Source organism: Gammaproteobacteria bacterium (genome assembly GCA_028817255.1).
GTDB classification, from domain to species: Bacteria; Pseudomonadota; Gammaproteobacteria; order Porifericomitales; family Porifericomitaceae; genus Porifericomes; species Porifericomes azotivorans.
Genome location: JAPPQA010000066.1, coordinates 1 through 2,259, shown reverse-complemented (window position 1 = coordinate 2,259; position 2,259 = coordinate 1). Strand labels below are relative to the sequence as shown.

Genomic DNA, 2,259 nt, shown 5'->3' with positions numbered 1-2,259 from the left:
GCTGGATTCCCGCCCCTGTTCAAGCCAGGGGCAAGCTCTGCGCGGGAATGGCGAGGTGGGGGCATGGGAATGGCGGCTAAGAGAATCTTTCCCCCTTGATTGCGTAACGGCTTGCAGGCGCGGCCCTATCGTCCGACATCCCGGCCCGGCGCCGTCTCGAATACGATGCCGTTTTTTGCGAACAAATTCGACGACTCCGATTGCAGGCGCAGCGCCGCCTGCTTGCAGTAGGCCGCGTCTATTTCGACGCCGATGGAATTTCTGCCGCTTTGCATGGCGGCGACCATCGTGGTGCCCGTGCCGCAGAACGGATCGAGCACCGTGTCCCCGGCAAAGGAAAACATCCTCACCAGCCGGGTTGCCAGCGGCAACGGAAACGGCGCCGGATGGTGCCGGGCGGAAGCGCCGCCCAGCATCCAGATCTGCCGGAACCAAAGATGAAAATCCTCCTTGCCGATCCGGCTTGACTCTCTCTGCCGCGGCGTCGGCTTCCTGTAGCCGCCCGGTTTGCGCTGCATGAGAATGAACTCGATATCGTTTTTAACGATGGCGTTCGGTTCGTATGGCTTGCCCAGGAATTTCGAGCCGTTCTCCACTTCCAGCGTGGCGTTGGCGATCTTGTGCCAGATAATGGGGTTCAGATTGTCGAAACCGATCTTTCTGCACAAGACGCATATATCCGAATGCAGGGGAAAAACCATATGCCTGCCGAAGCTGCGCCTGGAGACGCAGACGTCGCCCACTACGCAGACCAGACGCCCGCCGGGGACCAGGAGCCTGTAAACCTCCTGCCAAACCTTGTCCAATTCGCCCAGGAATTCCTCGTAATCGTCCATGTTGCCAATCTGCCCGGCACAGGAGTTGTATTCCTTGAGGTTCCAATAGGGCGGAGACGTTACGGCCAAGTGAACGGATTCGTCGGCCAGGAAGGAGAGGTCCCTGGCATCCCCGTTGACCAGCCGTTGTTCGGTGTCGTCCGCGGCCTTCTTCATGACGGCGCGAATGCCGCCCCGCATGCGCCGCTGGAGATTTCTTTCCTTGTCGTTTTTTCCGGGGCAGGCATAATCGTTTACGCGCCGGGGTTGCGTGCCTGGGTCCGCGTGTCCGGGCCTGCGCCCCCGGGGTATGATTATATCTTCTGGCGTTGCTGATGGATAAGACTGCACATGCCCGGCAGGGGCGCCTGCCGGAGACGATGCGGGCCATGGTGCTGGAGGCGCCCGGCGCGCCGCTGCGAGAGGCGGAGTTGCCGCGTCCGCGGCCCGCGGCGGGCGAAGTGCTGTTGCGGGTGGAGGCCTGCGGCGTCTGCCGCACCGACCTGCATATCGCGGACGGCGAACTGCCGCCGCCTCTGCTGCCGCTGGCGCCTGGGCACGAGATCGTGGGGCGCGTCGCGGCGGCCGGCAAGGGCGCCGCCTTTGCGCCCGGGGCGCGGCTCGGGGTTCCCTGGCTGGGGCGCAGTTGCGGCACTTGCGAATACTGCCGCGAGGAGCGCGAAAACTTGTGCGATGCGCCTTCCTTCACCGGCTACCATGCGCACGGCGGCTATGCCCAGTTCGCGCTGGCGCGCGCCGACTTCTGTTTCCCCCTGCCGGAAGATGCCGCCGCCGCGGCGCTGGCGCCCCTGTTGTGCGCGGGCCTGATCGGTTACCGCTGTCTGCGCATGGCGGGCGCGGCGCAGCGCCTGGGCATATACGGCTTCGGAGCGGCGGCGCATATTCTGGTGCAGGTCGCCCTGGCGGAGGAGCGCGAGATCTACGCCTTCACCCGCGCCGGCGACCGGCAGGCGCAGGATTTCGCCCGCGGCCTGGGCGCCGCCTGGGCGGGCGACTCGGAACGGCCGCCGCCGCGCCCCCTGGACGCGGCGATTCTCTTCGCCCCCGTGGGCGCGCTGTTGCCGAAGGCCCTGGCCGCGGTGCGCAAAGGCGGAGTCGTGGTCTGCGGCGGCATCCACATGAGCGACATCCCGTCCTTCCCCTACGCATTGTTGTGGCAGGAACGCTGCGTGCGTTCGGTGGCCAACCTGACCCGCCGGGACGGGCGCGAATTTCTGGCGCTGGCATCCCGGATCGGGATCGCGACGGAGACGCGGGGTTACCCCCTGGCCGAGGCCAACGCCGCGCTTGCCGACCTGCGCGCGGGCCGGCTCTCCGGCGCCGCCGTCCTGCTCCCGGAGGACTGAGCGGCGAGGGAAAAGATTCCCACCACCCCGCCATGGAGGGTAGATTCCTGCCCCCGTTAATGCAGTAAAGACAAGCC

At 66.1% G+C, this 2,259-nt stretch carries 2 protein-coding genes; one reads left to right on the top strand and one right to left on the bottom strand.

What is annotated here, in order from left to right; genetic code table 11:
• Positions 1-125: 125 nt before the first annotated feature.
• Complete coding sequence (locus OXU43_03185; protein MDD9824163.1) at positions 126-1,016, bottom strand: site-specific DNA-methyltransferase; 891 nt, start codon at positions 1,014-1,016, stop codon at positions 126-128.
• A 134-nt stretch (positions 1,017-1,150) separates the two neighbouring features.
• On the opposite strand from OXU43_03185, the gene OXU43_03180 reads away from it, so the two are divergent.
• Entirely contained in the window at positions 1,151-2,182 is a 1,032-nt protein-coding gene (locus tag OXU43_03180; protein ID MDD9824162.1) for a zinc-binding alcohol dehydrogenase family protein, read from the top strand.
• Positions 2,183-2,259: the final 77 nt, after the last annotated feature.